The organism is Nostoc sp. ChiQUE01b, assembly GCF_034531255.1.
GTDB lineage: Bacteria > Cyanobacteriota > Cyanobacteriia > Cyanobacteriales > Nostocaceae > Nostoc.
Genome location: NZ_JAVRBM010000110.1, coordinates 1 through 23862 on the forward strand (window position 1 = coordinate 1; position 23862 = coordinate 23862).

Annotated in this window: 21 protein-coding genes; 7 read left to right on the forward strand and 14 right to left on the reverse strand. The window is 40.1% G+C overall.

Translation table 11 applies throughout. The annotated features are described in order from the left end of the window. The 11 genes from RMY63_RS37320 to RMY63_RS37370 all read right to left on the reverse strand — a co-directional run. A partial coding sequence (locus RMY63_RS37320) for a hypothetical protein (protein ID WP_322733515.1) occupies positions 1 to 1174 on the reverse strand: 1174 nt, incomplete at its 3' end. 67 nt (positions 1175 to 1241) lie between these two features. Next, complete coding sequence (locus RMY63_RS37325) at positions 1242 to 2111, reverse strand: hypothetical protein (protein ID WP_322733516.1); 870 nt, start codon at positions 2109 to 2111, stop codon at positions 1242 to 1244. Positions 2112 to 2301: 190 nt separating this feature from the next. After that, the gene (locus RMY63_RS37330; RefSeq protein ID WP_322700426.1) at positions 2302 to 3831 is read right to left on the reverse strand and encodes a hypothetical protein; all 1530 of its coding nucleotides are present in this window, start codon (positions 3829 to 3831) and stop codon (positions 2302 to 2304) included. 4 nt (positions 3832 to 3835) lie between these two features. Next, a complete protein-coding gene (locus tag RMY63_RS37335; protein WP_322700425.1) occupies positions 3836 to 4558 on the reverse strand; it encodes a hypothetical protein in 723 nt (240 codons plus the stop codon). Between the two features lie 113 nt (positions 4559 to 4671). Next, on the reverse strand, positions 4672 to 5745 hold the full coding sequence (locus RMY63_RS37340; protein WP_322700424.1) for a hypothetical protein: 1074 nt from the start codon (positions 5743 to 5745) through the stop codon (positions 4672 to 4674). Beyond that, positions 5745 to 6521, reverse strand: a complete 777-nt coding sequence (locus tag RMY63_RS37345) for a hypothetical protein (RefSeq protein ID WP_322700423.1) — start codon at positions 6519 to 6521, stop codon at positions 5745 to 5747. Before RMY63_RS37345 ends, RMY63_RS37340 begins: the two co-directional genes overlap by 1 nt. Next, positions 6466 to 7017: a hypothetical protein gene (locus tag RMY63_RS37350; protein WP_322700422.1), complete on the reverse strand. Its 552-nt coding sequence runs from the start codon at positions 7015 to 7017 to the stop codon at positions 6466 to 6468. The genes RMY63_RS37345 and RMY63_RS37350 overlap by 56 nt, the downstream gene beginning before the upstream one ends. Beyond that, a complete protein-coding gene (locus RMY63_RS37355) occupies positions 7014 to 9764 on the reverse strand; it encodes a helicase HerA domain-containing protein (protein ID WP_322733517.1) in 2751 nt (916 codons plus the stop codon). Before RMY63_RS37355 ends, RMY63_RS37350 begins: the two co-directional genes overlap by 4 nt. After that, positions 9761 to 10096 (reverse strand): hypothetical protein, encoded by a 336-nt coding sequence (locus tag RMY63_RS37360; RefSeq protein WP_322700420.1) that lies wholly within the window; start codon positions 10094 to 10096, stop codon positions 9761 to 9763. Before RMY63_RS37360 ends, RMY63_RS37355 begins: the two co-directional genes overlap by 4 nt. A gap of 74 nt (positions 10097 to 10170) precedes the next feature. Continuing rightward, positions 10171 to 10644, reverse strand: a complete 474-nt coding sequence (locus tag RMY63_RS37365) for a hypothetical protein (protein WP_322700419.1) — start codon at positions 10642 to 10644, stop codon at positions 10171 to 10173. Between the two features lie 319 nt (positions 10645 to 10963). After that, complete coding sequence (locus RMY63_RS37370; protein WP_322700418.1) at positions 10964 to 11140, reverse strand: hypothetical protein; 177 nt, start codon at positions 11138 to 11140, stop codon at positions 10964 to 10966. A 141-nt stretch (positions 11141 to 11281) separates the two neighbouring features. On the opposite strand from RMY63_RS37370, the gene RMY63_RS37375 reads away from it, so the two are divergent. Both RMY63_RS37375 and RMY63_RS37380 read left to right on the forward strand, forming a co-directional pair. Next, positions 11282 to 11491 (forward strand): hypothetical protein, encoded by a 210-nt coding sequence (locus RMY63_RS37375; RefSeq protein WP_147262545.1) that lies wholly within the window; start codon positions 11282 to 11284, stop codon positions 11489 to 11491. A gap of 334 nt (positions 11492 to 11825) precedes the next feature. After that, positions 11826 to 12059, forward strand: a complete 234-nt coding sequence (locus RMY63_RS37380) for a hypothetical protein (RefSeq protein ID WP_322704242.1) — start codon at positions 11826 to 11828, stop codon at positions 12057 to 12059. A 63-nt stretch (positions 12060 to 12122) separates the two neighbouring features. On the opposite strand, the gene RMY63_RS37385 is transcribed toward RMY63_RS37380, so the two are convergent. Beyond that, entirely contained in the window at positions 12123 to 12815 is a 693-nt protein-coding gene (locus tag RMY63_RS37385; protein ID WP_322733518.1) for a hypothetical protein, read from the reverse strand. A gap of 313 nt (positions 12816 to 13128) precedes the next feature. Here RMY63_RS37385 and RMY63_RS37390 point away from each other — a divergent pair, with 313 nt between their 5' ends. Together RMY63_RS37390 and RMY63_RS37395 are read left to right on the forward strand one after the other, a co-directional pair. Further along, positions 13129 to 13779: a site-specific integrase gene (locus tag RMY63_RS37390; RefSeq protein WP_322700414.1), complete on the forward strand. Its 651-nt coding sequence runs from the start codon at positions 13129 to 13131 to the stop codon at positions 13777 to 13779. Between the two features lie 37 nt (positions 13780 to 13816). Continuing rightward, on the forward strand, positions 13817 to 13948 hold the full coding sequence (locus tag RMY63_RS37395; protein WP_277926955.1) for a hypothetical protein: 132 nt from the start codon (positions 13817 to 13819) through the stop codon (positions 13946 to 13948). Positions 13949 to 13951: 3 nt separating this feature from the next. On the opposite strand, the gene RMY63_RS37400 is transcribed toward RMY63_RS37395, so the two are convergent. Then, complete coding sequence (locus RMY63_RS37400; RefSeq protein ID WP_322733519.1) at positions 13952 to 17719, reverse strand: DUF3854 domain-containing protein; 3768 nt, start codon at positions 17717 to 17719, stop codon at positions 13952 to 13954. A 1024-nt stretch (positions 17720 to 18743) separates the two neighbouring features. Between RMY63_RS37400 and RMY63_RS37405 the strand changes: the two genes are divergently transcribed. The 3 genes from RMY63_RS37405 (at position 18744) to RMY63_RS37415 (ending at position 23167) form a co-directional block, all read left to right on the forward strand. Further along, entirely contained in the window at positions 18744 to 20186 is a 1443-nt protein-coding gene (locus tag RMY63_RS37405) for an NB-ARC domain-containing protein (RefSeq protein WP_322733520.1), read from the forward strand. Next, positions 20171 to 22129, forward strand: coding sequence for a protein kinase domain-containing protein (locus tag RMY63_RS37410; protein ID WP_322733521.1), 1959 nt, complete (start codon positions 20171 to 20173; stop codon positions 22127 to 22129). The genes RMY63_RS37405 and RMY63_RS37410 overlap by 16 nt, the downstream gene beginning before the upstream one ends. 159 nt (positions 22130 to 22288) lie before the next feature. Continuing rightward, positions 22289 to 23167, forward strand: coding sequence for a hypothetical protein (locus tag RMY63_RS37415; RefSeq protein ID WP_322700410.1), 879 nt, complete (start codon positions 22289 to 22291; stop codon positions 23165 to 23167). On the opposite strand, the gene RMY63_RS37420 is transcribed toward RMY63_RS37415, so the two are convergent. Then, positions 23128 to 23685 (reverse strand): CHAT domain-containing protein, encoded by a 558-nt coding sequence (locus RMY63_RS37420; RefSeq protein ID WP_322733522.1) that lies wholly within the window; start codon positions 23683 to 23685, stop codon positions 23128 to 23130. The two genes, RMY63_RS37415 and RMY63_RS37420, sit on opposite strands and share 40 nt — an antisense overlap. Positions 23686 to 23862: the final 177 nt, after the last annotated feature.

A 23862-nucleotide genomic window follows, 5' to 3' on the forward strand; every position in this document is an offset into this window, starting at 1 on the left:
TACATTGTCGCAGTTTTTGATCCCATTTTTTCAGATTTTGTGAGAAATCCGCGATAAAGTAGGGCGTACAGGTCTTGGGCATAAAAGGGGGACGGGCACAGATTCTAAAGAATAAACCAAAGTCTGCTGTACCTGTTGACTCATTAACTCCGGTCAATGCAACCTTGAAACCACTGCCATAAACCAATCGTCCTGTTGGTTCAAGACCTCCATTTACCGCAGCCAAGAAACCGTAACCACCTTTGACCTGCTGCGATGAACCAGATGCCCAACGCTTTCCATATAACGCACCTTCTGAACCTGCAAAATCCCCTAATTCCAGGTAAGAGCATTCTTTACCTGATGAACAGGCTACTGGTGTGGTAGTATCACCGCGCTTCACACTCCCAGAGATAAAGTAGTTTGCTCCCACTCCTGCCTCTCCATGTTCTGATGAACCAAAAACTGTTGATGCCACACCAACTACACCAAGATCCGAATCAATCGGCTGGGGCATTTTGCTAAAAGGAACTTGATTGAGTCCTGGTACTTGAGAAACATAACTCTGCTGCCACGATTTGAACTTATTCAATGGAGTTTTTGTTAATTCTGGTACAGATTCAATTGCATACTTGCTTAAATCAAGCTTACCCAAAGCCAAATTTGCCACTTGAGGATTCGACCGTAAAATTTGAGAAATTCTTTGCCTACTCAGCACCCCATTTTTAGACAATAATGCAGCTATTGGTGGGACTTGCTTAACACTGAGATTTCCTAAACTAGGAATAGCTTTGACTAATGATGCTGGAGTCTGCCATTGCATTAATCCAAAATCTTTCAATGTGAGTTCTTTGGTCGGTACTACGAGCGCATTTATCGACTTTAGGCTAAAATTAGACATTTTGAATGCATCATCTGCATCCCCTAGCATAACAACAGAATCTACCTTTTGACCTGCTGACCATGAGCGTGAAGGATCGTATCCAAATACTGAGAGCAGATTCTCTGGAATGCTTAAATATCCTGCCTGTTGTAAAGGTGGGAGATTCCCCCAAGTGATACGTGACCAATCAGGAGCTTGGGTTTTATATTTACCTTGCGAATAGGTGATGGTAGGAGTATCAGCAGAAGATGGAGCAGATAAGGTAAATGGAATTAAAGCTGTAGCTATTAACAAATATTTGAGAAATTTCATCTAACTTACCTTCCAATTAACTATTACTTTTGCCCTTTTCTATATGATTCATGCCTATACTTGTTCATTATCTCTGTCCCCACTCGATTAACTGATTAAAAATTTCTTCTGAAATACCAGAGTGGGAGATAGCTATTTCTCTACTCTTACCAAGTCGGAGCAATTTAATTGCATCTTGAACTTTATTCCATGTCGCATCTCCAGGCTTGATCTGACCATTGCGCCCAGCGTTCGCTAATCCGTAAACAAGGGCATTAGCATCATTTCTTGCTTGGGGAGTACCAGGGGATATTGTAGAGTTTATAGTTTTTACAGGTGTAACAGCAGCCACTCTTTCTTGCGGTGGCGCTGTAGTTGTCACAGGCATTTTGTTTTCTCTAACTGTTGGCACGATTTGCGGTTTAGTTCTGATTACCGGCAGTGGTCTCAGAACGTCCGGCTTAATCACCAAACTGGTATATGATGGTTGCCCTGTTGCAGGAATTAATTTAAACTGATATTGTTTCTGCCCATCCGAACCACTAGTAATCACGGTAATTTGGGTACTGCCATCAATGCTATTGGTGATATTGGGGAAACTTATTGGTTTGATTTGACGTAGAAAAATAACTGTTGCATTGGCTTGACCACAGTTAGAAGTCGAATCATTTGACGAAGAATTATCAGTTTTTTGGCATAAGCTTCCATTTGAAGTAAAAGAGATACGAGTGGGATCTCCAATCCAGACTTGTTTAATCGTTTCACCAGTCGGAATGAAGTTAATTGTTAAGCCATATCCACGCCAAACTTTCAACTCAATTCCTGCCGAATTAATCCCTTGGGCTTCTCTTTGATAAACTATTCTAGCTCCACTACCAGCTAAAACTTGAATCGGACTCAGAACTAATAAATTGAGAAGGCAGAAGGCAGGAGGCAGAAGGCAGAAGGGAAACCCCATAAATAAATTTAGGGGATTCAATAGGGACGTAGTATTTCTTCTCCCAAGGGGAGACGCAAAACGCGATGCGCTGCGCCACTCGTTATACATCTTTTTTTTTACTGGGCAATAACCCAGAACTAAAGTTTTTTATTTCTATACCCCACACCCTACACCCCACACCCTTTTCTTTGTAAGTGCAAGCTACTTTTCATAGAGAAATCGTTTGATTTACGAATATTTGAACAGTTGTCTGGGCTGGCACTACAAACACTTTGCTATCTGACTGTAAAGATTGTATTTGTTGAGTATTTGATGACTGGATTGATTGTAGTACTTGGCTAAAACTTCCTTGAGCAAACCCAGCTAATAAATTTTTATTGTCATTACTCACGGTACTAGTCGAAAATCCAGATGAACTTATAGTAGTTTGGCTGTTGGGATTATTTTCTACTTCAGCAGCTTTCGATACCCCCGCGATTAATGCTGTCATGAAATCGCTACCCAAACTACTGCCTTGACGTGATTGCCCCCTGAGAGTTTCTCCATTCTTATTGAGAATAATAATGGAATTCTCCGGTATAGTCTTTTCTAATGTCTGACCATCAACATTAATTAAAGCTGCGATGGCAGACATTTGAATATATTCGCCACTATTTGAGCCATTCGGCACAACAACCAGATAAGAATCTACGGGTAAAACCTCACTGCCATCTGATGCTTTTAATACTGAGGTTAGTCTAATCAGATATTTCTGAACTTGATTTGCATTGCCAGCACTTATCGCAATTGGGGTTTCTATTTTGCCCTGTATCCGAGTTCCTACTATCACACGTCTAGCATTATAATCAATGTTTTGTGACTCATTACTTGAAGTTTTTACTGTCACATTAGGTCTACCAGTGCCACCTGATAGCCCTTGGATACTAATTGGTTCTTCAGCCGTAGTATCAGTATTATTAGCGCTGAAACTACCGACATTAGAAACAGTTAACCATTGTTGCATTGGATCTAGGTTTGGTTTATTGCTTGATGATGAAACTAAAGCTATGGATTGAGGTTGCGGTCTAGGCGAAAGGGTGGAGAAAGACTTTGTTGCTAGAGGTTCTCTAGATATAGTGGGATTCGGAGGAATAACTATTGGTTGGGATGGACTAATAGAGGCGTACTGTCGTTGGGTTGGTGGTGAAACTATTGGTGGAGAACTAGTTGATGCAGTTACAGGACTACTTTTTACAATGGTGTTTTCTTCCTTAACTGGGGCTTTGCTTCTTGAAGTATTACGAAGACTTTCTAATTCCGGTTTTTGGGAAGTAATCGCTAGTGCCGTCTTAATCTTGCCAGGATTTTCTGATTGTGATTCTAAATCTTGAGCGTTGCCAGATACCTCTTGCTTTTTCGCTTCCGGTTTGACTGTGGTGGAATTGCTTAAAGCATCCATAGAAGTATTAATCATCCCACCTGCCACTGCAATCAGTAGAAAAATTCCACTCCCGATTACCCCAGCTTTGAGTAAGGGATGCTGAGAAATGACGCGAGTGGTTACAATCTCTTCTGGTTGTGGGCGCGTTTGAGGTTCATTTGCTTCTTCTCTATCTGAGAACTCAATTTCAAAAGTTACGCCATTCATCGCCGCAAAACTTTTTTTATCCTGGGGGACTTTGGGAGTTGCCAAAACTGATTCCTCTAACGCATTTATTGCGTCATTTTCTTCAATAGATAGTACATCTGTGACTGCCATTTGATTACTTCCCGATTTCTAAATCTTGGATCTTATAAATTTCTAATTCCGCTTTGCGAACGCTATATGCAATTCGTTGAATGTCGGATGAGTTAGACGGAGGACTTGGTGTATCAATTGCTCTAACAAATACGGTTTTATTAAATGCGATCGCTTGACCAACTTGATTGCTGCCCTGGAAGACTACGAGGTTGGCTACCATATCAATTGACCAGTGACCCGGTGCCAATTTCTGGGGTTCCGAGAAATACCGCACGGCCAAAACTGATTGCGTCGTGCCGTTGAAAACGTCAACTGGTGTCAGATTGCCTAATTCCTCTAAGAAATTACCTCGAAAATCTTCAGATAATGCAAATCCTGTAACCCATACATTCGTCGTGATTTTTTTCTCCCCCACTTGTACACCAGCATCTAGTACCGCTTTTTTAGTTGGGTCGGAGTTGGAGTCATCAGACTTTGGAATTCCAGTCCAGCTTAGTAGCCCCGTCATTGTCTGTCCCACAAAATAGGTAATCGCTTGTGGCGATCGTTCGTCATTGGCAATGGGGGAGACTCGTATCGAAGACCCATCATTTAGTTCAACTAGAGTCGGTGTTTTGTCATTTGCAACTCTTCCGAGCCGAGCAAAATTAATTATTTGAATTAAAAGTAGAACAATAAGTAAAACTGCGTTACCCATCAGAAATATGGGAGTTAAGTTTATTTGTTTTTTCTCCAGTAGTTGCATATATTAAAGTCCTTCTCTACTCTCCCGTGTGCGAACTAGGTAAATGTTTGGATCTTCTCAATACCTTTAACAAATTTCGTAGGTTTAATTCTGACTTCCGACTTCCGACTTCTTCAATTATTCCTTGGCATCACCACAAACTTGGCTGCACTGGTAAAACCAGAAAATAGAGCCATTCCTCCACCCGTTCCAATTGCTACTGCAAGTATGGGTGAAAATATTGCCTCTATTAACTGTAGAAGTAGTGGATTGTTTGACGGAGAATTAACTATAGAACTAGCAGCTACACCAACAATAATTGAGTAAGACATAAGGATTAATGTTAATGCTAACCACCCCGAAAGCCAAGCAAAAATCGGCTTGGCTCCGATTGGCAGCATAGACAATACTAAGAATATCGGTGCTACATAAGCTGTCAAAAGAAAAGAAAACTGAACGAGAAACTGAAAAGCTGCCGATAGACCACTAAAAATTATATAAGATAGTCCCTGAACAATTGTATTGACTGCTCCTCCAGCGACATCTAAAGGGTTCCAATTATTTTGCCCTTGAATCCTTTTCTTTTGTTTATACTCTTGTGATTGAGCGTCAATTTCTTGAGCTACCTTATTTTTACAATCTTTCTTAGGAGTAATTTGATTGCCATTTTTATCTATTTCTACATCAGTTAGTTTTTCACATTCTGCCATTGCCGTCTTCGCAGCGAGAATAAAAGTTTGATCTGTATTAACACTCCGAATCGCTTCTTTGAGGGTTATACCATTTCTCGTAACAGTCAATACACTAGAGTTTAATTTATTTGAAACATTTCTTAATGCTAGAGAAGTTGTAGCTAGCATTGCTCCATTATTGTTGAGCATCAGAATTACTATCATTGGGAAAGCCATCTCTTTGACAACTCCACTCGAAAAGCCCTCTGACATTATTTGCTCATACCATTGCAACGACCAAAAACTTACTAAAACTACTGCCGCTAGCATCGAGATATTAACAATAGCTACATAAACTGGGTTTTGACCACTCGCAAATAGTTTCCAGTCATTATCAAATGCTGAAACAAAAATTTCCGAACCGTTGATTGCACCTTGGATAATAGTCTCCGCATCAGTCGGCAGGTTTTTATCTGTCTGATTAACAGTCGTTTCAGCAATAATAAAAGGAATTAAATTAGTTAGATAAAAATACATTACTGTCTCTCCCAAAAAGCGTCGTTATAAGCGCCAGCTTCTAACAATTGCATGGCCACTGCTCTACTTTGTGCATCTTCTTTGCGAGATTGTGACGAAATATTTTTCGAGATGTCAACCAAATTTATATTAGCTGCTGCCAAGGCTCGTGTTTGTTTTTGAGTCTCTCCATGTATTGCTTTGGAAATGACAACATTCTGTAGATTTTGAGTTGCCATTTTTTTGAGAATATCTTGAGTTACGATGTCTGACTGTGCATTGTCAGCGTTAGTTGAAGAAATACTTAATGCATTATTAGTCAAATCAGCCTCTTGTGCCTGTACTCGTTGTCCATCAACTCCTAAAGTTGATTGAGATTGACCTAGAGTATATTGACGATGCCATGACAACTCTGCATTCTCAGCTTGAGTATTAGAATTGGGCTGAGTTATATCTGGATTTTGTGAGCGAATAACTTCTTTGATTTTTTCCCCTGATTCTAGGGGGTCTGGAATTCCCAAAGACCCAATTGTAGAATCAACTGCCTGATTTAATTGTCGAGTTATTTCACCCTTGATTTCTCCATAACTTTGCCCTAAAGCTTGGTTCAACTCAGTTTCATAGCTTGATATTCGGCTTTTTAGGCTCATATAAACTTGCTGAAATTGAGTCAAAAAGGGTAACTCTAATCCCCAAGCTTGATTACAACTATCGCCAATCAATATCGTCGTAAAGAGAGAACTAACGCCAAGATAAATTACCATCGGGCGTAAAATCATGCTTTTGTGTGATTTCATATAGATCCTCGAAAGATACAGGAAAAGGTTTTGGTGAGCAGGGACTAGTAACAAGAGCTTCAAAATCGTTCAAAGGCTCGGCAGTCACAATTGCATCAACATTTGTTTCTCCTCCTGGTGGTTTGGAATAACTTTCAAAGTAAGTACTTTTATAATGTGGAGTATTACTTGGAATCAAAGGATGCTTTTTAGTTCTAATTAATACATAAGATTTCTTTTGCAACTGTGTGTTAATCCCTGGCTGCTGAATTTTATCTTTAGGAATAGCATGACGACCATTTCCTGAATTGAAAGCTGAATAGAGAGTTCGACTTTTGAAAATCAAGTCATCAGCATCTTTTAAAGATTTTTCACAAAGGACTTTTTGATTAGCCAATAATTTTTGATATTGCTCATCTTGATACTTCCACATTTGAAAACTTAAGCTGGTGACTCCTATACCTAAAATTACCAAGAGAATTTTTTGTTGAATTGCAAAAGCAATTAGACTTTTCATAATGACTGTCCTTGTTTGATGCACTCCACATAATACTTAGAAAACTCCGACACCCATTCAAACTTGTTCGGATATTGAGCTTGAAAGCGATTGCGCTTTGCCTGTTCCTCTCTGCTGTTGGCAACTAGCGCCAGCATGACGTAGGAGGGATAATAACGACAACGAATGTACGTGCGGTTGTAATCCAGCAACCATGTTGTGTACATTTGCTGAAGATTAGGCCGAAATAGCTCATTCTTCTCAATAATCGAGTGCGGAATCGAAAGGATATCAGTAAAGCTTTTCGCCGCCCCGGAAACCAACCGCCCAATCAATCTTGTGGGTATATTTTGTAGAATCTGTTCTCCCGCCTCAGATTTGGCAATGGAAATTACATCCTGGGCAGCAAGGATTATTCGACTGCCGGATTTGCGAGCGGTGGCGCATTTCCGCCCAACTAGCCGAGATAGTGCAGTGAAACGTAGTAACACACTTGACTCATCCATGAAGAATACACTCTTTGGTGAGGAAAGTGATTGCCGAGAAGCTGCCATATATGCACTCATCCCGAAAACTTCTGCATCTTTATCTGATTGCAGGTTGGTTAGTGCAAAAGTAATTAACTTAGAATCAGTTTGGAAGGTGGAAGGCTTGCAAATCGCATCCCCAATGGCGCTTGCTTTCCAGTATTTCAAACGCAAACGAATGTAATTAAGCGCTTTCTCAACATTCTCATCTTCATAACCCAAATTAATATATTCTGTTGAGAAAAATTGCTCCATATCTACTAGAGTTGGGGTATTATCCCACTCTGGCGTTCCAATTTGGCTGATTCGTGCTAATTCAAAACGACGTTGGATGTCTGGATGTTCATAAAACGCTTTTGTGCCTAGTGGAATCAGCGACTCGATTGTTTGTGCCAAAAAGCCATCAAATTTTTGTGAACCCAAAACCAACTGCAAGATAATCAGATTCACATCATTTCTATGAAGCTTTATTCTTTCTTCTCTTCCCTCTACATCCCACTCTGGAATTGCTGACAAATCTATTGGCTGGACAAGATTATTTGATTCTTTGGCGATATTAAAGTAAAACCCGTTGTGGTATGGGGTGAAATCTCCAAATGTCCCCGTTCCATCATCATTGGGTAAGTCAATAATCAAAACTGACATTCCCATTGCCAAGCATTCTGCGATCATTGTGGCAACTAAAACAGATTTTCCTGAGCCTGTCGTTCCTAGAATCATCATATTCTTGGTTATCGACAAGTCTAGATGTACTGGCGAATGACCTTGTTCTGCAATTAATTCAAAACCCTGATTATCAGCCTTGGCAATTTGCACTGTACTAGCTAACCCTAATACTTCACTCGCAAAAAATGTTAATCGGCGATTATAAGGGCGTGATAATAACTGTTCCATTTTGGCTCCCAATGTTTGTAGCCAAATCAGCCAAGCATATTGCGTTTCTCGAATTAGCTCTGCTGGTTGGTTAATGTACCCAGAAATCAATCTACAAGTATCGTCAATTTCTTCAGGTGTATCCCGATAAATTAACACTACTAATCCTAATGTTTCTGGTGTGTCCCCTGTGTACAATTGCTTTTGGGCTGTTACACTCCACTCAACATTTATTTGTGAGGCAACATCAATTGTTTTCTTTTGAGCGCTGATTTCTGCATTTCGCGCTCTCCGGGTAATCATTTGTTGCGCCAATCGGGTTAGTTTCTGGTCGGCGGGACTGATTTCGGTAATCACTTCCACATCGTAAATTGGCTCTCGTGCAAATATATTCCACAGAAATCGGATTTGTGCTTCTGTTGATGCAAATACTTCTGGTTTTTGCGACAAAACCATCACGCCGACATATTTTTTACCGCCCTCAACATCAGGCAGACATACCCACTTTCGATCTGCGAAAGGTATACCATTATTCATCAATACTGATGTCGCATGAGCTTGATCTATATATGATTTATTTGTTGCTGGGGTTTCGTTAAATTCCTCCCTTAGTCCCAATGAATCAAATACTAAAGTATGCGGGATTTTTACAATCTTTGCTCCCACAGACTTACTTAACTCTTTCCATAGTTGCTCTGCACTTTTTGGCTTTGGGGCGAAACCCATCTCTGTCAATATCTGTAGATGTCTTTGTGAAACATCTATCGCTTTTTCTAATATCCTTTTTAAGTTCTTTTTCGTAACTTCCGTCGCCCCTGTTGCTGTAAATCGTCTTGTCAGAAAATCTGCCAGCTTCACCAATGCTCGGTCTATCGGGTCGCCGCCCTCTGTTCCCCCTGGTACTATAGTGAAAGTCGTATAGACGCTCAGAGTTATGTTTTTTCTCTGACGCAAACGTGTCAATTCCTGAATTCTCCCTAACTGCCCCCAGTCCAGAAATTCGCTCTCATCTGATACAGGATTTTGCAATCGCTTGTATAAATACTCTTTGGCATCACTATCATCACAGAATGAACTCCATCTAAATGTGAACTTTTCACCTTGGGGTATCTCCTTGCACCCATTCTCAAAAGCTTTGGCTATTGCTTCTACTTCTTCACTTGAATTAAATAATGGATGAATTCCTGTGCAACTATATCCAAATACTAGTTGTAATGTATTATTCGTGTCGCTGAGAAGTTTTTTACTAAGTAAGTAAGCACCAATACTATAGCTACCCCTTTTGAGTTTTACAAAAGTTGTCAAATCTAGCCAGTCCTCAAATGGACTTACTTTCGTGTTGGTTTGAGAACGACTAATCTTCATCATTTCCACGGACTACGAATTTTCTTAGCTCCAATCTTTTGTTTTTGTTGCGGTGTTAAGTATCTCGTATACCCTCTCGACCATACAGGCACAATTGGATAAATCTTTGACCAAAATAAATGAGGTTTTTTCCCTGATAAAGCTAATGCTGTTGCACTTAACCAGCAACCTATCAATATACTCCAAGCTAGATTTAATCCCAATGCAAAAGCTAAAAAGAAACCTACACCGAATAATGGAATCACTACAGCAAACTGAAATCCTGTAAAGATTCCAATCGGTGCGCTCTTTCCTAACGATTGATTCACTTGTTTGATTTCTCTATGACTCATCATTAGTTATTAAAATTAAACAAATGAGCAGAAATTGGCACCCCTTTCTGCTCGAAGCTTCCAGAAGTTGTTGTGTTTTAGTTGCAAGCTGCTGTCACATTTGCAAACAGAATGTTTTGAGCAATGAATAACACCAGAGTTATAAAAAATATCCCTACTGGTTGCTGAACCATTTGCGTTACTTCTTGCCCATCACCTAATGCATTGGCAACCTTCACTCCTGATGACACGAAATAAATGAATAACATCACTGTTATCGCTGCGTTTATCACTCCTGGTAAGCCATTTATTAATGCATTTCCTTGAGCCGATGCTCCACCAAACATACACGTCATTGCTATTTGTGCTGGGTTAAACAAACCAAATGCTTGTGCTGGTCTTGTTTGGCTAGCAACAATCAAAGTTGTACCAACCGTATATATCTGATATTGGTATCTCAAACCTACTTTACCAATCAGCTTGGCAATCACCTGATTCTTAGTTTTAGCTCTTTGGCGTGAACCACGTTCCTTTGTATTACTTACCAAAACAATCCCTCCTTTATTTGTCATAAATAGTCAGATAAGTCTAATTGTGTTACCTCGAAACTTAAGAGAAGAATACATTCGTCAGAATCAAGAGTATGCCGATTCAGTGGAAACTCTGGGCGCAGGCTGACTCCGTGTTGCAACACTAAAGCAGAATTTATTTGAGATAAATATTCACCATATTTATTTTCTTTCTACTGGTAGTAACTGGATTATACTATCACATCAAATAAAGCTGGAGGCAAACTTAACAAGCTTTTTTATGAACTTTTCTTACAGGAATGTAAGACAAAATTCAAATATTATCGTCTTACTTTATTCAGTTATTCATTGATAAGCTTACTCAACAATTAATTTCTCTCTCTCTAATCAGCCTTTTGATTGTGGTTGATAAACTTGTACCCCAATCAGAGGCGATTTTCTCTAACCTTTCACGTTCAAACTCATCTAGATAAACTGGTAAAGAAGCTTTTTTCTTTTTAGAATTCTTCATAGATAACTTATCTCTTACTTTTGACATATTATGCTAATTTCTCTATTTTTTAAGCTAAATATTCTGACTTCTATAATGTTTTTATGATATTATTACAATATTACTTTATTCTCAGGTTATGCGATTACACCCATACTTGTAGGAGCATATTATAAGGGGAGTCAAATTATGCGTTCCAAGTCAAATAAACATAATTCTGCCAGTGTTACACTTCGCGTAGAACCAAAATATGTGAGTGATTTAAAGCTCTATTCACAGGTGGTTGGAAGAAATCAATCTGAGATTCTGCGGGAATTACTTATATCTGCCCTCAACTCCATCCCAGAACATCAAAGAAGAGCTATGGAAATTATTGCTCAGTGCAGAACCTCTAACTGATTGCCAATTCTCACTTGTAGCTCTACTACAACCCTCCTAATAAAGTGAGGGTTTTATTATTAGTAAGCAAATTTTTTTCAAACTACTAACAGGAGCATAATCTCTGCAAATCCCTGATACTTCATTAACCACACACCAAAAATACTTGTCAATATATATTGAAAAAACATTGGGAGGAAAAAGAGATAAATCTGCTCCCTAACTCGAGCGACGGCAATCCTAACTGATGTACTGAATTAAACCCGTGCCTAACTTCTGAACAGCGATCGCCTGGGCGTGGGCGCTTGAGCCATCGCATCCAAAGACTACTGCTTAACTTACACTTTTAAAATCTATGGCTATTCCAGCAGCACAGTTAAAGATCGGCCAATCAGTAAGGTATTTGATTGGGACTCGAAGTGGTATGAGTGCAGCAATAACCGATATCAGCAAATCATCTCTTAGTCTCAAAAATACTTATATTGTTACTTTGACCTTTGATGATGATTCACTACCAAATCACTTAAAAACACAGCAACTCACTGTTTACGACGAATTGCTTGAAGGTTGTGAAATAATCACATTTTAAAAAATTAAAATTGGCAACAGCAGAGCGCACATTCACTGCGACAAGTTGAAATTAACCAAAATACTAACTTACCGGATGATAAAATCCCGTCTGATAGTTAAATTCCCACCCAATACCGGATCTATCTTTGCCCTTACACCATGCTACAAAAAGCGGTGGGGGGAGTTTAATTCGCTCCTTGCTTACAGTTTCCTCACTTACACCAAGTCTCTTGGCTAAACCTTCTTCAGTTAACGGTTGCATTCTAGGAGTATGCGTTTTGAAGGATGAATTATTGTAGTACGATTTCTGTCCCCGCTTTTGTTGGTTGTTGAGATAGTCTTGAATTTTAATGATCGCCTCAGCCAGCTGTGTCATTCGGGCACACATCCCCTCAATTTTTTCTTCTAAATCGGCGAGGTTATGGATTGCTGTGGTTTGGTTCCTATTAGATTCACTTGATAACTGTGACTCAAGCTTATCAAGTCGTGAGCAAATAGCTAACATCGTTTCATTCGTCGGGTTCTGGTGACTATTATTACCAGCAAGTAAGTACTCCTCAACACTTGCCTTAATCTTAAAGTCGAGGCGTTTATCTAAATTATCGCCACCAATTGTATCAAGGTTATCTATATCATCTAGGTAAAATTCGATAAATTGGGTGAGCGTGGCTGTTGCCGTCGTCTCTTTCGACTTACAACGGGCGATAAACTGCTCCCACATTTTTTGGTCACAGTTGAAAGATGCCAGCTTTTTTTTACGCCCTGTATTGCTCATATCTACGTTTCATCTAGGTAAACCTTAACTGTCCACGCTCATTTAATCGCGTAATTTATCATGATAATTACCTTGATGCTACCATCGTCAGCACATTCCTCAACGAAGAGGGAAAGGGGAATGTCCAAACGGTAAAAGAAGCTTTGCTCCCGTTCTTTCCTCCATACGGTATAAAACCCCTGTTTTTAAATTACTGGTTCTCTTTGCCCCTTCCCCCTCATTAGAGGATTGCCTTATCCAATTTTTCATCATCTTAAAACTGTTTTGTTCTGATCGCTGATAGGATTATTAACCATCGGGGGTAGTGCAAGGGGTGAAAATTGACCGTCACGGGAAGGCAAAGGTATTGTCGCCGGAAGAAATCGGGCGTCTGTTTACCGATGGGTTGACTACAGTTAGAGACAGAACACTCGGTGCCGTGATGCTGTACACTGCCTGTCGTGTCTCCGAATGCGTCACCCTCAAAATTCAGGATGTTTATGACAGCAGAAGCAAAGTCAGACCAGAGTTGAATATTCGCAAAGGCAGTACGAAGGGGAAGCTGTCCACTCGTACAATTCCTGTGCTGGATGATCTGCGGCATCACCTGGAATTGTATAAACCCAAAGTTTCTCGTGATAGTTATCTCTTTCCTGGACGCTGGGGCCGTGGTCATTTGCATGAGGATTATGCAGCACTAATTTTTCGGAGAGGGTGCAAACTAGTAGAGATTGAAGGCGCAAGTACTCACAGCTGCCGGAGAACTGCACTGACGTTGATGAGCAATGCAGGAATTCCACTGAGAGTGATTCAGCAAATCAGCGGACATCGAAATTTGGAGCAACTGCAAGAGTATCTCGACGTAGAAGCGTCGCAAGTTCGGGGTGCGATCGCGGCATTGTCGATGCTGACACCGGTGGTAAAAGATAGTAGCAAAAGCGATAGCGCTGCTGATAACAATACTAAGTTGATGACGGATTTCTAGATCGGAAAATATAGGAAATCCGATCTAGACAGGAGTTATGCCAGATAAAGACTATAAGGATTTTCCCAAAAAGTCATTTACAATTCCATCGGCAACACCTCAAGCGATAGCCAATGATAAAAATGAGGCACAGATTGCTCTTTATTTACGTAACTCAGTCGCGGCGTAGGCTTTATCCCTCCATCGGCAACACCTCTTCATTCAGCAAGGCATAAAATTCCGGTACTGCTGCCTCGACAAGTCGCAGTTCATTTGCCGCGATCGCTTCAAGTTCCAGCACGGTATCCCAGCGCAAATCCTCAACCCATCGCTTAAGGATGCCCTTAATCGCGTCCACCCCCTGCTTAATGCCAGAGCGTAGCATTTCCACACAATGAAGTAGAGTAATGCGATCGGTCGGAGGCGACTCAAATTCGGTAGTATCCTCCCCTTGGCAATGGGAGTTCCCTATAGCATCAAGGGGGGGTGTGGATACCAATTCGCAATTGTCAATTCGCAATTCGCAATTTCTTGAAGTTAATTGCGAACTTGTACTGAGCGTAGCCGAAGTAGTGCGAACTGCGAACTGCGTTAGCGAAGCGGGGCGTAGCCCATTGCTCATTGGAGCTTTTTGCTCCCGTTGATGATGGCGATGAGCAATTACATGCATTGCAAATTCTAATTCCTCTTTAGATAAAGAAAAAAGTTTCACCTGTTGCCCCCGTTTACCTTGCTTGCGGAAAGTCAACTTTAGCCCCAGCTGCTCTAGCATTGTGGCCAGCAACCAAATAGGTTTACAGTCACTGGGAATAGTAAACCCAAGAATTGCTTTGACGTGAACAGCACAATGTATAGCGATCTCCCTCATCTTGAGCAAAGTGGGGTCATCGGCAGTAAATTCATCACCCTTCATTAAACGTTTAAGAATCTGATGCAGCCCCAGATTAAACCGCGCCAACCACCGTGCCGAGTAATTACCCCAGTCGATGCACAAAGGTAGATTGTCCCGTTCGGTGCGGTCTTTTTGGGTGACAATTGTTGGTGGCGTAGGATAAGTTTGCCCAGTTTTGGGGTCAGTAAACGATTCTTCGGGTGGGGCTAAAATGGCCTCAAGTCCGGCTAGGGCTCTAATTAAGCGGCCACCTTTATCCATTTCTACGAGTGATTCGGTTACTTCGATGCCGTAAGAATCAGAAATGCGGAACTTTTCACATTCAAAAATTTCATTAGGGTCAAGGTAATCTTTGCTCTGACGGGCACGGTACTCGCTCAAAGTAATATTCTTAGCCTTGGCAACAGCCGAATTGTGGGCACTATCCAAAGCTTGTGCTGCTGCTTTAAGACTTTCGAGAGATTGAGGATCTGAATCACTGCCCACATATATAAATGTATTGCCCATTTCGGTGAGAAGCGATCGCAAATCATCACGCAGATTATTCAGAGAATAGTGGCGGTTAGCCATAATTTGGCAGTAAGCCTCAAGCGCCCAATCTTTCTCTGCGCCCCGCTTACCCGTTTCTCTGTCAATCCGCAACAGAAAAGCGGTCATTTCATTGGTTTGGAGCAAGCGCTCTTTAATCTTGGTAGCATTGGTATCCTTGTAACCAAAGGGAGGACGCTTTGCCACCCAAATATGAAACGGGACTTTCGGGCGATAGCGGTAAAGCTGTTGGGCGCATTCAGTAGCAGTTTGGGAAACGCCGTGAAACACACCAAATACTAAGTCAAAATGATACTCGGAAATATCGACACCAGTACCGAGACTGGGAGAGGCGAACAAGGCATCAAAGTTTTTGACGGCGTTGGTGATATCTTTGATGAAAGCGACATTCTCATCACTGCCAGAATTGTCAGAGTGAACCGACCAAATGCGGTATGAAGTCCTACGGGCTGGGCAAGGGGTAAGGGGTAAGGGGGAAAGGACGGAGGAGGAATCTGTTAATTCTTCCTTTTCCCGGTTACTGAGCGCAGTCGTTGGCGTAGCCTCTCCAAGAGTTGTATCCCCTTTAACATGCACCCTGCCAAGTTCACTTAGCGAACTACTAGATTCTTCGTACTTGATAGTAAAGGATTTGTCGAGTTTTTTGATAAAACGCTTACTGTCACTTGCAACCATGACTTTCTCACCAAGCATTAACGCTGCCGAGATTTGGGCGACTAGAGCGCTTGAATTATCCCCCTCGTACCAATAAATTGTGCGTGAACCGTTTCGCCATTCGTTTTTGATAATGTACGGGACTTCACTTTTGGGTCGCATTGCAAGAAAGAAGTTTACCGTTAAATCATCCATGTGTGCATCGGCAATCACCACTAACGGCGCGTTGTATACTATATATTCCAGTACCTCCAAGATGGCGGCGCGATGTTGTTTGCAAGTATTACTGTGCAGTAGGTGGGTAAGGTATTGGCAGGCTTCATCTATAAATATGCAGCCGTAAGTGAGAGACTGAGTATTAAGCTTATGCAAGCTGTCAATAGTAATACTAAGGGCTTGAGCCTGAGCTAAACCTGTGTAACCCAAGTCGGAGTACATCGCCGTCTGCAAGCGTTTGGCAAGATTTTTCAACAAGTTAACCCGATGCCCATTGTTGAGGAACCGCGCGTCGGGGTTTTGGTCACGCCACCAGCGCATAAGTTCAGTTTTACCAGTACCCATGTCGCTCCAGAGTACGACTAGTCCTGATTTTGGAAAATTGAAGCTAGGGGATTTCTTCGATTTGTCTGAATCAACTCCGCCAGAATCTGTAGACTTCTCCTTTCTGAAATGTCCTTTAACCGAAGGTGTAAACAATTGTTCTTGTGCAATATCATAAAGCTCAGGGACGGATGAGCATTTTTCTTCAAGGTCAGGAATGCACAAAGCCTCAGAAAGATACTTAACATTAACAGTGACATCTGGTTTGTATTTGCTAAGTCCCCATTTCTTAGCCCGATATGAGCGCTGGTAATCAGGAAGTGATTTAGCATCGTCTATAATTGCAGTCAGCAGAGCATTGGCATCTTCACCCCTGGCTACCACGAAATCATCTACACCTTTTTCTGGCCCCGGCAACAGCGCAACTTCACATTCAGAACCTGCCGATTCGATTGCTTTTGCAGTGCGAACAGTGGCTTGAAACACCGACCACCTGGTTTTAGAAGAAGTTTCGTAGTCGAATAAAATAATGAACCTGCGTCCCGCCTGAGCCATTGGTACTAAGTCAGGATGCAACCGTTCATCAAAATCCTGTTTGCCCACGCGCCCGTTCCAAATTCCCGGAAGTGCGATCGCTACAAACCCTAAACTAAGCAAGCAAGCGGCTTTCTTCTCACCCTCGCATAAGATAATCGGAATCTCTGGATGTTGCTTTACCCACTCCCAAAATATTAGTGGATTGAGTTGATCCAGCAAGCGCAGCGCTAAAAGCGAATGATAGCGCTTAATTAGATAGCGTTTTGCAACTTTGTCCCAAATGGGGTTAGCGACATCAAAGTAGGTAACACGGTTGGGGGTTTTGGGGGGTGACTCGTACTTAACTGGCTTGCCTTTTTGCCAATCAATGCGCGGGAAGTTGGGCTTGATCCTTCCCCACTCCATCGGTTGCCAGTTTTTAAACGGGTCAAGTGACTGAATCCAGGTTCCACCCAGTAATAGGTGCTGATACATTTTGATGTATCCATCTGTTACCCGACCCGCATTCTTGCGTGGGATTTTATCAGATATGAACAGGAAATCATAAACTGATTCTCCCTCAACGTGAAAGAAGTTGCGCTTAATCAACGCCGGATGAATGGCGCTACCAGCTAACAACTCATGGTATTCCGCAGCCGTGAGATTGTTTAGATATTCAGTTGGAGAGGCTGCGCCTGGGTCAAGGGTAACGGGCAAAGGGGAAGGGGAGGAAGAATTTGTTAACTCTTCCCCATCCCTTTTCCCTTTTCCCTTTTCCCTTTCCCCCGTTTTCTTCGGGGTATGGTTCATCGGTTCTCTCCAAGGAATTTTTTGGAGAGAACTCTTTCAAGCTGCGAAACCCTTACTCTAGCCTGGATATTCCGAAAATTTCCCTTCGTCACAGCACAAAATTGCCATGCGAAAGCTGCACTCGACCCCATGCGCTCTACTACTGCGCTCTTGGGGCGTTCTCTGTTTGTCATGATATTTTCCCCTGATAACTCGGTTGACAAGTTCAGAGGGGGTTGGATCAGTTATCAGTTATCTAATCTTGGACTCTACTCCCAACTGATAACTGGTAACTATTATTCGCGCTACCACTGCTTTTAACTACAAAATTCGGGATATTTCTTAACCAAACTTAACTTTACCTAAAATTTATGAATTTCGACAGCAAAAACACACCGCAGGGAATGGACTTTCCAGGCGGCAGACCCTATAATGGATCTGGTAGCGCGGTAAAAACTCTCGGACAATTTAGTAGTCGCACCAGTGGCCAAACTTTAGCGACAACTTCTTTTGTTCCTTCGAGATCAAACCCGCTCTAGATCAATATGAAATTTGCAATACGTAGAAAGCGCGACTCCTTAGTGGCGCTTTCTGCATTAAACAGTCGTACTGTTGTATCTTCACCTCCATGCCTCCTTTCAATTAGCTTGATTTTACAGAAGTTCTGGTCGTCTTACTCGGTCGAGGTAAGAGCTTTCATTCAAATGTATTCGCAGAAGATATTTGGTTTAAGTTAAGATACCTAAACACAAGCTTTTCAAAACAAACCCATTGAATTAATCAGTGATCAAAAATACCCGCAGGCGGTGTTCCTTGGTTGACGTTGGTCAACTTCTTTCACACTTTTATGCTCAAGCTAGACCGGATAATGTACTAGAGATGCGTTAAATCTCCCTATTAAGATGTAGCATTTAAATCAATATAGCCTAGAAAGGTAATTTGAGAACCTAGCTTCAGTTAATAATTGTGAATTTTGTAGATGTTTTAAGTACTAAGGAGTAAAATATAACTTTATGTATACCTACTTACGTAAGGAAAAGTCGGCATGAATTCAAGCCAAGTTTTAGACGTAAAAAGAGTATTAGCTGTATTAGAAGAACAAGTGTTTCAATCTACGGGAAGGTATTTAACAGAAGTAGAAAAAGTTCTTATTAAGGGAGTTTGGGATAGTAAAGATTATAAAGAGATGGCAAGTGATTCGGGGTATAACGCATACTATTTGCAGCAGAAAGTAGCTCCACCACTATGGAGTATGCTTTCAGTAATTATTGGTGATGGAGTGAAAGTAACAAAAATATCTTTGAAATCTATTTTGCTTAAGCTAGCAAAGAGCGATTATCGGAAGGAAGAGGCATCCAGATTGGATAACGATAGTTTCGTTGGCAATATTAGAATTTATGGGGAACTACCTAAAATAAAATCTTTTTATGGACGAAAGGATGAAATTAACTATTTTAAGAAACAAATTACTCTATTTAAAGAACGCTGTATAGTTTTTACTGGAGTTGGAGGAATAGGAAAAACTTTATTAGCCTCTAGATTGGTTGAAGAAATAACTTTTGATTCTTTAAGTAGTATATATGAATGTATAATCTGGAAAACAATTAATCATTCTTTATCAATTGATGAGTTAGTCATTGATTTAAATAAAATTTTTCAAGTAGACATAGAAGCAAGTGAAAACTCTTTTATAGATAGCATATCTTTACTATCAAAACAGCTTCACTTACATCGTTGTCTACTAGTAATTGATGGATTTGAAAAGCTATTGTTAGCCGATGATTTTGGAAAAAGATTACAATATGAAAAATTCCTTTTAAAACTTACAGAAGGGAAGCATGAAAGCTGCATTATTATAACAAGTCAGTTGCCTTTAAAAGAATTTGCTTCTGTGACTACAAAACTACCTATTCGGTCTTTCAAATTAGAAGGTTTAGATGTAAACGCAGGAATGCAAATATTACAAGAAAAAGGTTTAACTGGACAGGAATGTAAGCGATTAATTGAAAATTATTCTGGGAATCCATCAAGTTTAGAAGCGTTGGCTGATAGAATTAATCGTTTTTTTGAGGGGAATGTGAAAACATTTTTTAGATATCAAACTACTATGATTGATCCTCAACTTGAAACAATGCTACATCAGCAATTTGGACAAGTTGGACTTTTAAGTAATCTTCAAAGGCAAATAATGATTTATTTGGCAGAAGAAATGTCAGAAAACTCGACTTATATTCAATTCTCTAAACTCATTGATAATTTAAAAGAGCGAGTAGATTTCAAGTTGTCAGTTTTTGAACTAATAACAGCAATAGAAGTTTTAGAACAACGCTCGTTAATTGAAATTGCTGGTAAATCAAACAAACGAGAAGCTAGTTATAGTTTACAAGCATCTATTAAGAAGTATATTTTAGTTGATCCATTGGGATTAGTGCATAAAATACCAGATACAATACAAACAAGGGAAGTTACCTTGTGGGCTACTGCATAAATCCTCTTTGTACCCAACGTTATAATCCTGATAGCGCTGAAAATTGTTTAGCATGTGGAAATCCATTGATAATAAACGGGCGTATTCGTTTGCTACGCCCATTGCGTTCTTTGGAGCAAAATCCATATACTTACACAGATGTCTTTGAAATTGAGGATATTGGCACAGAAGAACATCCTCAGCCTCAAATAAGAGTAATGAAAGTATTAAGATGGATTGATGATTCTAAGTTAGTTGAGCTACTTAAAAGAGAATCACTCATATTACAAATCTTAGACCATCCTGGAATTCCCAAGTCTAATAGGGAAGATTATTTCACATTTAGGCTGAATGATAATCTTCTAGAACTACATTGTCTAGTTATGCATAAGTTTGAAGGAGAGAATTTAACTCAGTGGGTACAATCTTATGGACGAATTAGCCAAGAAATGGCTTATGAATGGTTATTACAGTTGATGGAGATTCTTGATTTAGTTCATCGGTCTGGTTTCTTCCACAGAGATATCAAACCAGAAAACATTGTTCATCAACCCGACGGGAATTTAGCACTTGTTGATTTTGGTGGAGCAAGACAGCTTAGTAGAACCTACTTTGCCAAAGTCAGTACCAGTGGAGGAACTACTACAGGATTCGGTAATGGTTACGGAATAACTGCTGTTAGGACAGCTTGTTACTCTCCCTTAGAGCAAATTCATGGACAAGCCGTACCACAGTCAGACTTTTACGCTTTAGGTAGAACTTTTGTTTACTTAGTCACAGGTATTTCTTTGATTGAAATCAAAATGGACGAGCAGACAGGAAGACTAATTTGGAGAGATAAAGCACTTCACATAGATAAATTTCTGGCTGATTTACTTGATGATATGATGGCTCCTTTTGTTGGGCAGCGCCCACAAAGTACTCAAATAATAATACAGCGTTTGGAGCGCTTACCTAATCAATCAAAGTTTAATCGAGTAATTAAATCAAAGCCGTTTCAACTGAGTGTGTTTGTATTAGGTTTACTAAGTATTGTTGGTTTGATATATGCATCCCTACCTCTAGTAGCAAAATATTATTTAGATTCCGGTAAAAAAGCTTATAAAGAAAATCAAATTGACCAAGCTGAGAACGATTTTCAAAAAGCAGTATATTTGAATACTAGCTTAAAATACACAGTAGCAGATTATTTTTTAAATCAAGGTAAAGAAGCTTATAAAGAAAATAGGATTGCTGATGCTGAAAAAGACTTTCAAAGAGCAATAAAGTATGAACATAATTTAAATAATTCAGTCTCAATTTTTTACTTTGAGAAGGGTTTACAGCATCAAAATAACCCTAAGATTGCTAGAAAAAATTACGAGCTAGCTATAAAGTACAACCCGAAAGACGATACTGCGTATAATAATTTAGCAATTGCGTGTCAGCAGTTATATGACTATAATTGTGTTAACAAAACTTACGAAATAATTTTTAAGTTAAAACCTAATAAATGGGAATCACATTACGGATTAGGTGATTTTTATGATGGACAGGGAGAATATGATTTAGCAGAAAAGCAATATGAAATTGCTATTAAAAGTAGCGATCAAGCTATATTTGCTGTTGCGGCTTTAGCAAGATTGAAAAATAAAAAAGGGGATCATAGAGCAGCAGCTACTTTAGCTTTAAAAGGTTTGCAGAAGACTAACAATCGGGAATTACAAGCATCGCTGTATAAAGATTTAGGATGGGCAAGGTTAATGGAAAATAAGTTAACTGAAGCCGAAAGATATCTAGAAAAAGCAACAAAGTTAGATAGCGAAAGAACAGATGCATATTGTTTGCTATCTCAAATAGAAGAATCATTAGGTCAACTTAATTACGCCAGAGCTTATATAGATGCTTGTATCTTGACTAAATCTAGCCTACCAGAAGTGTTTCGCTGGAGACAAGAACTGCTAGATCGGATACTTGATAAATGATAAGATGCTCAAACAAATTATGTTTGTAAAACAATGAAAAAGCTGATGTTTTTTGGGGGAATGTGCTGTTTAACTTCTCTAATACTAATTCATCTACCATTGCTAGCAAATGTACCGCTCATAAGAGTAAGAAGAAATCAGGTTCATTGTGATCCACAAATGGGAAGGATAATAAGTAAGGGTCACAAGCACTTGTCAGCAGGGAGCTTAATTTGTAAGGGAGATACGATAGAAGTTGTGAATGGTGATTATGTAGAATTTTTATGCTTTAGTTCTGGAAACATTTTAAATTTATCTAGTGGAACTATTCCTCTTGATAAATGTGCAGAACCTGACGAAGCCTTATCCACTTGCAATCCAACCAATACTAATGCGTGTCACATACGAAAAGGTGGCACAGAAGGGAGCGATGAGCCAACAATCATTTCTCCTTATAGCACATCAACATTGAATTCCCGTCCAGAAATAACTTGGACTGCTGTTAAGGGTGCTACTTCTTACAAAGTCAAAGTAAAAAGTTACGAGTTTGGATGGGAAAAAGTTGTAAATCAAACTCGGCTTGCCTACCCAAGTGATGAAAAAGAATTTCAACCGGGTACTCCATATACAATAGATGTCTTTGCATATATTGATGGTCAAGCTTTTAGCTATGATGAAACGTTTGTGGACGTATTGTCTGTAGCAAAGCAAGAACAAATTGCACAAAAGATTAAACGCATCAAAGACTTAGGGCTACCTCCAGATGAAACTATTCTTGACGTAGATGCTATTTATACGGCAGAAAATCTTTTAAATGAAACAATTGAGATGTTAAAAATGGCAACAGCAACTAATAGCCAAAATCCGACTCTTTACAGAGTACTGGGCGATCGCTATCTGAAGGCCAAGTTGCCAAAGGAGGCGAAATCCGAATACATCAAGGCATCTGAGTTAGCGAAAAGCAGCAATAATTCCAAAGAGTTCCAAAAAGCCCAATTAGGGCTACAAGTAGTGGAATTTTACAACCAGCTTCCAACCAGGAGGAACCCACCCCAATAATAAGCCTTCTTATATTTAGGATTTGACAGTAAACTTAATTGCGCCTGACGTAGTGCTTCTGCTTTTGGCAAGCCATTGTTCAAACCTTTATAAAATTCTTGCATAAGCAAAGCGGTAGAATCGGCATCCACGCGCCACAAAGTAGCAACAGTACTACGCGCTCCTGCGGTAGCAGCCATTCCTGCAATACCCATTGCTGACTGCTTGTTGCCTTTAGCTGTTTCGCAGGCGCTGAGAACAAGTAACTCAATTGCATCTTGACTATTTTCAGTTTTACCTCTGATTAAGCTGTCAAAGTCCCTAATATTAATTAGCTTGTCATAGGCTACTAGTACTGTTTTGAGTGGGTCAGAACTAAATTGACCGTGGGTAGTAATATGTACAATAGGAAAATTATTTTGAGTTAGTTCTTCTTTAAACCTTTTAAGGGTAAACTTCTTGTCTAACAAGGCAACTGACGATTTAGTTTGTTTTTCTACATTTTCTATTTCTTGTTTAGATGGGAGCAAATTCTCCATATTTTTAGGTGCATTTGGATCTATAGAACTGGGGCTTAGTTTTGATAGTCCAGCTATTAAAGCTATCATCTGGTTTTCATGTAAGACTCTAGGTTGTCTAATTCTGGAACCTAAAGTTTCTGCAATAGACCCGTCCTAAAACTTGCAAGCAAGTATATATAAGGCTTTGAGACCGCC